Origin of the sequence: Stenotrophomonas sp. AS012628, assembly GCF_010608305.1 — a bacterium.
In the GTDB taxonomy this organism is placed as follows: Bacteria; Pseudomonadota; Gammaproteobacteria; order Xanthomonadales; family Xanthomonadaceae; genus Stenotrophomonas; species Stenotrophomonas geniculata.
The window spans coordinates 40,635-46,765 of the sequence record NZ_VMBJ01000039.1 but is presented as its reverse complement, the minus strand read 5'-3'; the positions used below and the strand labels follow the sequence as shown (position 1 = coordinate 46,765).

The window sequence follows — 6,131 nt, the reverse complement described above, 5'->3', positions numbered from 1 at the left end:
GCGGCGACCGAGCTTACATGGACGTACTTGCAGCGACCCCTGCGCAGCCCACCCCGACCGGCCAAGCCCAGCTGCTGCTTCAAGCCACGAGGGGCTCCGCCGTTGGCCGTATCCCCGCCGGAGGCGCGATAATGACCGGATGGAAACCGTCCGCATCGCCACCCGCAAGAGCCCGCTCGCCCTCTGGCAGAGCGAACACGTCGCCGACCGCCTGCGCCAGGCCCACCCCGGCCTGCATGTGGAACTGGTGCCCATGAGCACCCGCGGTGACGAGGTGCTCGACCGTTCGCTGGCCGCGATTGGTGGCAAGGGCCTGTTCCTGAAGGAACTGGAGCTGGCCATGCTGCGTGGCGAGGCCGACTGCGCCGTGCATTCGCTGAAGGATGTGCCGATGGAACTGGACGCGCCGTTCGCGTTGCCGGCAATGCTGACCCGCCACGATCCCGCCGATGGCTTCGTCTCCAATCTGTACGCCTCGCTGGACGCGCTGCCGATCGGCGCGCGGGTCGGTACCTCGTCGCAGCGTCGTCAGGCCCAGCTGCGCGCGCTGCGCCCGGACCTGGAGCTGCTGGACCTGCGCGGCAACGTCAACACCCGCCTGGCCAAGCTCGACAACGGCGGCTACGACGCCATCGTGCTGGCCGTGGCCGGCCTGGAGCGTCTGGGCCTGGGCGGGCGCATCGTCGCGCGCCTGCAACCGCCGCAGTGGCTGCCGGCCCCGGCGCAGGGCGCGGTGGCAGTGGAGTGCGATGGCGGCGATGCGCGCCTGATGGCGTTGTTCGCCCCGCTTGATGACACGGCCACGCGTGCCTGCGTGGAAGCCGAGCGGGCGATGAACCGTGCGTTGCATGGCAGTTGCCATGTACCGGTTGCGGCCATCGCGCAGTGGCAGGGCGACGACCTGCACCTGCAGGGGCTGGTTGGCAGCGCCAGCGATGGCCGTGCGGTGCGTGCCGAGGCGGTGGGCCCGGCCAATGCCCCGGAAGTGCTGGGCCGGCGCGTGGCGAACATGCTGCTGGACGCCGGTGCCGGCGAACTGCTGAACGTCTAAACCATCGCAGGTAGTGTCGGCCGCTGGCCGGCAACCTCTTGCCCTGATTGAATGCGGTTGCCGGCCAGCGGCCGGCACTACCGAAAGAGAACGGGCGCCCTCGGCGCCCGTTCTGCTTATTTGAACTTGTAGACCACGTTCATCGTGGTCAGCGTATCGGTCTTGCGCTTGTCCTCGGCCACGTCACTGTTGTAACGCGCCTGCCAGCCGGCCTTCAGCGCCAGGTGCTCGTTCATGCTCACCGAGACACCGAAGTCGTTCTGGCCGAAGGTGTTGTACGAACCGGACTCGACCAGCAGGGTGTTGACCAGGTCGGTGTTGTCGGTCAGCGAGTACTTCATGTCGAACAGGCCGCGGCCGATCATGCCGGTGCGGGTGCGGTCGTCCTCGGTGCTGTGGGTGCGGCGCACACCGGGGCCGATCTGTGCGTCGAACGAGAAACGCTCGGTGTTCCACAGGCGGGTGCCGTAACCCAGACCGAACGAGCTCTGGCGGTCGTAGGTGGCGAAGTCATCGCGCTCGGTACGCACCGTGGCCGTCAGCTGGCGGTGCTCGCCCAGCTGCAGCGCGCTGCCGGCACTGCCGGTGTAGCGGTTGGCGGTGGTGTTGTTGCGGCGGCTGGTGGAGCCGTCGTCGCGGGTCTCGATCACCTTGGAGCTGGAACGCAGGCCGGCCAGGTCCATGCTGTGCACCCAGTCGCCATCGGTGTAGCGCAGGCGCAGGCGGCCGTTGAAGCTCTCGGTGCTGCTGTTGCCGCGTGCCGACGCAAAGCCGAGCTCGCCGCCACTGCCGCTCCACGGCGAGGACATCGCCGCCAGTTCGGAGGCATCCTGCGCATACGCGAGCGGTGCGCACAGCAGCAGGGGGATCAGCAGGGACACGCGCAGGGACATCGGGGCTTCTCCGAAGCGGTTGACAGCCGGTGATGATACTGGAAGCGTGATGGCGGTCCGAATCGATCCAAACGGTTTCTTCAGCAGACGTTGCCGCGATCGCCTATTCAGGGCAGATCGACGCGCAATGCCGGGTCGTTGAAGCGCGAATAGCGCAGGCGCAGCTGGAAGCTGCGGCCATTGCTGCTGCCGCTGCGGACGATCTGCCGCGGCAGGCCCTGCGCGTCCACCCAGTACTCCAGGCGTTCGCCGGGCTGCGCGCCACGCAGCCGGTAGTGACGCGTCTCGACCCCGTCCAGCGACTGGCTGCCCAGGTCTTCGGCCTGCAGATCGGCGGGCAGGGCATCGGCCGGCAGCGGGTTGCGCCATTGCTCGAGCAGGCCCGGTGGGGTCGGCACCTGCCGGATCGCGTCGTCGGCTTGCAGGAACATGGTGTCGCCGATGATCGTCTGCGGACCGGCCGGGGTCTGCACCCGGAAGCGGTCGGGGGCGACGAAGTCCATGGCGCTGCGCACCGGCTGCGGTGCACCCAGCACCTCCAGTTCGGCGTGGAAGCTGCGCAGGGCCGAGAAGCGCTGGCTGGCGCCCAGTACCGCCTGCGCCGGATCCGCCGCAGGCACGGGCGCGTCGGTGCTGGCCGGCGCGGGCGCGCGATCACAGGCGGCCAGCAGCAGGCAGGCCAGCAGGGACAGGGCAGGCAACCGGCGCATCGGGTGTTCCAGAGGGGTGGGGGCGACCACGATAGCCCAAACGTCCCACACAAGACCCGCGACTCGGACATAATCGGGGGTATGGACCGATACGAACGCATCACCGCCCTGCATCGTCTGCTCAAGTCCGCACGCTATCCGGTGACGGTGGCGACCCTGCAGGACAAGCTCGGTTGCTCCCGTGCCACCGTCTACCGCGATCTGGCCTTCCTGCGCGACGCGCTGATGGCACCGATCGAGGGCGACGGCGAGGCCGGCTTCCGTTACCAGGCCGACGAGAGCGACCGCTTCGAGCTGCCCGGCCTGTGGCTGAGCTCGGAGGAACTGCATGCCCTGCTGGCCTCGCAGCACCTGCTGGCGCGGACCGGCGGCGGCGTGCTGTCCTCGGTGCTGGCACCTCTGCAGCAGCGCATCGAGAGCCTGCTGGCAGCCCAGGCTGGTGTTTCCAGCTGGCCGGTGGACCGCGTGCGGGTAATTCCGCACCGTGGCCGCAAGTTCGATGAAGGCAGCTTCCGCAGCGTGGCTTCGGCGGTGCTGGAGCGCCGCCAGCTGGCGTTCGAGTACCGCGCCCGCTCCACCGACGAGCCGACCAAGCGCACCGTTTCGCCGCAGCGCCTGACCCACTACCGCGACAACTGGTACCTGGATGCCTGGGACCATGACCGCGAGGCGCTGCGCAGCTTTGCCGTGGATCGCATCCACAAGGCGCGGGTGATCGACAGCACCGCCCGCGACGTGGCCGACAGCGAACTGGACGAGCAGCTGGGGGCCAGCTACGGCATCTTCTCCGGCGCGCCGAAGGGCTGGGCGACCATCCTGTTCAGCGCCAAGGCCGCGCGCTGGGTGGCCGACGAGCACTGGCATTCCAAGCAGCAGGGCCGCTTCCTGGCCGACGGCCGCTATGAACTGAAGGTGCCGTACAGTGTCTCGCGCGAGCTGCTGATGGACGTGCTGCACTACGGCTCGGATGCCGAGATCGTCGAACCGGTGATGCTGCGCGAGCAGGCCAAGGCGCTGCTTGAGCTCGCCCTGAGCAACTACGACAACTCCTGACACTCCCCCCGAGAACCCTCCCGCCCATGAAGAAGACCCTGTTGCTGCCCCTGCTCGCCGCTGTGCTGGCCCTGACCGCCTGCGGCACGTCCGGCGAGCCCTCGCAGAAGCTGGTGGTGGCCGCCACGGCCGTGCCGCATGCCGAGATCCTTGAAGTGGTCAAGCCGATCCTCAAGCAGGAAGGCGTGGATCTGGACGTGCGCGTATTCAACGACTACGTGCAGCCCAACGACCAGCTGGTGCAGAAGCAGGTGGACGCCAACTACTTCCAGACCGAGCCTTACCTGGACGCCTACAACCGCGACCGCAAGACCGATCTGGTGAAGGTGATCGGCGTGCACATCGAGCCGTTCGGTGCGTACTCGCGCAAGATCAAGTCGCTGGCCGAGCTGCGCGAAGGTGCCGACGTGGTGATCCCGAACGACCCGAGCAACAACAGCCGTGCGCTGATCCTGCTGCACAAGGCCGGCGTGATCGAGCTGAAGGATCCGACCAACGCGCTGTCGACCCTGCGTGACATCACCGCCAATCCGAAGAACCTGAAGTTCCGCGAGCTGGACTCGGCGATGCTGCCGCGCGTGCTGGACCAGGTTGACCTGGCCCTGATCAACACCAACTACGCGCTGGACGCCGGCCTCAACCCGACCAAGGATGCACTGGCGATCGAGAGCAAGGACTCGCCGTACGTGAACTTCCTGGTCGCGCGCCCGGACAACAAGGACGACGCCCGCGTGCAGAAGCTGGCCAAGGCCCTGACCAGCCCGCAGGTGAAGGCCTTCATCGAGACCAAGTACAAGGGCGCGGTGCTGCCGGCGTTCTGATTGCCGGCGCCAATGTCCCTGTAGAGCCGAGCCCATGCTCGGCTCTGCTTTTTTGCGGCGCACCACCAACGGCAGCCGAGCATGGCTCGGCTCTACAAAGTCAGTCGACGTGGAAGGCGAGGGTGGCGGCAACGGCCTGCTGCCATCCTGCATACAGTTTTTCACGCCGGGCCTCGTCCATCTGTGGCTCGAAGCGCCGGTCCAGGCCCCACTGCGCGGCGATCTGCTCGCGGCTGGACCAGAACCCCACCGCCAGCCCGGCCAGGTAGGCCGCGCCCAGTGCGGTGGTCTCGGTCAGCCGCGGCCGCAGCAGTGGCACCCCAAGGATGTCGGCCTGGAAGCCGGCCAGGAAGTCGTTGCCGATCGCGCCGCCATCGGCGCGCAGTTCGGTCAGCGCGATACCGGCATCGGACTGCATCGCATCGAGCACGTCGCGGGTCTGGTAGGCCATCGCTTCCAGCGCCGCGCGCACGAAGTGTGCCTTGCGGGTGCCGCGGGTCAGGCCGAACATCGCGCCGCGCACATCGCTGCGCCAGTACGGCGCCCCCAGGCCGACGAAGGCGGGAACCAGATAGACGCCGCCGCTGTCGGGCACCTGCGCCGCCAGCGCCTGGCTGTCACTGGCGCGCTCGATCATCCGCAGGCCGTCGCGCAGCCACTGCACCACCGAGCCGGCGATGAAGATCGAACCTTCCAGCGCATATTCCACGCGGCCATCCAGGCCCCAGGCGATGGTGGTCAGCAGGCCGTTGCGTGAACGCACCGCCTGCGTGCCGGTGTGCATCAGCATGAAGCAGCCGGTGCCATAAGTGTTCTTGACCATGCCTGGCTGGAAGCAGGCCTGGCCGAACAGCGCCGCCTGTTGGTCACCGGCGATGCCGGCGATCGGGATCGGGTGGTCGAAGAAGAACTGTGGCCGGGTGTGCGCATACACCGAACTGGAATCGCGCACCTGCGGCAGCATCGCGCGCGGGATGTCGAGCAGGGCCAGCAGGTCGTCATCCCAGTCCAGCGTGTGGATGTTGAACAGCAGCGTGCGCGCCGCGTTGCTGTAGTCAGTCACATGCGCCTGGCCACCGCTGAGGTTCCACACCAGCCAGCTGTCGATGGTACCGAACAGCAGTTCGCCACGCTCGGCGCGCTGCTGCGCACCTTCCACGTGGTCGAGGATCCAGCGCACCTTGGTCGCAGAGAAATAGGCATCGATCAGCAGGCCGGTCCGCTCGCGGATCAGCGCTTCATGCCCGTCGGACTTCAGCCGCTCGCAGATGGCGTGGCTCTGCCGCGACTGCCAGACGATGGCATTGTGGATCGGCTGGCCGGTGGCACGGTCCCAGACCACGGTGGTTTCGCGCTGGTTGGTGATGCCCAGTGCGGCGATGTGGCGCGGGTCGATCTGACCACGGCTGAGCAGTTCGGTCAGCGTGGCATAGACGCTGGTGAGGATCTCGCGTGGGTCATGCTCAACCCAGCCCGGTTGCGGAAAGATCTGCGCGAACTCGCGCTGCGCACTGCCGACGATGTCGCCAGCGCGGTCGAACAGGATCGCGCGCGAACTGGTGGTGCCCTGGTCGATGGCCAGCACGTAGCGGGGCGTCATGCA

Annotated in this window: 6 protein-coding genes; 3 read left to right on the top strand and 3 right to left on the bottom strand. The window is 67.8% G+C overall.

All coding sequences use genetic code 11. From position 1 onward, the window contains the following. Window positions 1–139 precede the first annotated feature (139 nt). Window positions 140–1,051 carry a hydroxymethylbilane synthase gene (gene hemC, locus G5A07_RS16165; protein ID WP_191863610.1) on the top strand — a complete coding sequence of 304 codons (912 nt, stop codon included), beginning with the start codon at window positions 140–142 and terminating at the stop codon, window positions 1,049–1,051. A gap of 116 nt (window positions 1,052–1,167) precedes the next feature. Here the strand turns inward: hemC and G5A07_RS16160 are convergent, their stop codons facing one another. Both G5A07_RS16160 and G5A07_RS16155 read right to left on the bottom strand, forming a co-directional pair. Then, window positions 1,168–1,944 carry a DUF481 domain-containing protein gene (locus tag G5A07_RS16160; RefSeq protein ID WP_010481298.1) on the bottom strand — a complete coding sequence of 259 codons (777 nt, stop codon included), beginning with the start codon at window positions 1,942–1,944 and terminating at the stop codon, window positions 1,168–1,170. Window positions 1,945–2,051: 107 nt separating this feature from the next. Further along, a complete protein-coding gene (locus G5A07_RS16155; protein ID WP_010481299.1) occupies window positions 2,052–2,654 on the bottom strand; it encodes a hypothetical protein in 603 nt (200 codons plus the stop codon). 81 nt (window positions 2,655–2,735) lie between these two features. Between G5A07_RS16155 and G5A07_RS16150 the strand changes: the two genes are divergently transcribed. Continuing rightward, on the top strand, window positions 2,736–3,707 hold the full coding sequence (locus G5A07_RS16150) for a YafY family protein (protein WP_010481302.1): 972 nt from the start codon (window positions 2,736–2,738) through the stop codon (window positions 3,705–3,707). Between the two features lie 26 nt (window positions 3,708–3,733). Further along, window positions 3,734–4,528: a MetQ/NlpA family ABC transporter substrate-binding protein gene (locus tag G5A07_RS16145; protein WP_049452875.1), complete on the top strand. Its 795-nt coding sequence runs from the start codon at window positions 3,734–3,736 to the stop codon at window positions 4,526–4,528. Between the two features lie 100 nt (window positions 4,529–4,628). Here G5A07_RS16145 and glpK read toward each other — a convergent pair whose 3' ends face one another. Then, window positions 4,629–6,128, bottom strand: coding sequence for a glycerol kinase GlpK (gene glpK, locus G5A07_RS16140; protein ID WP_049452873.1), 1,500 nt, complete (start codon window positions 6,126–6,128; stop codon window positions 4,629–4,631). Between the last annotated feature and the right edge of the window lie 3 nt (window positions 6,129–6,131).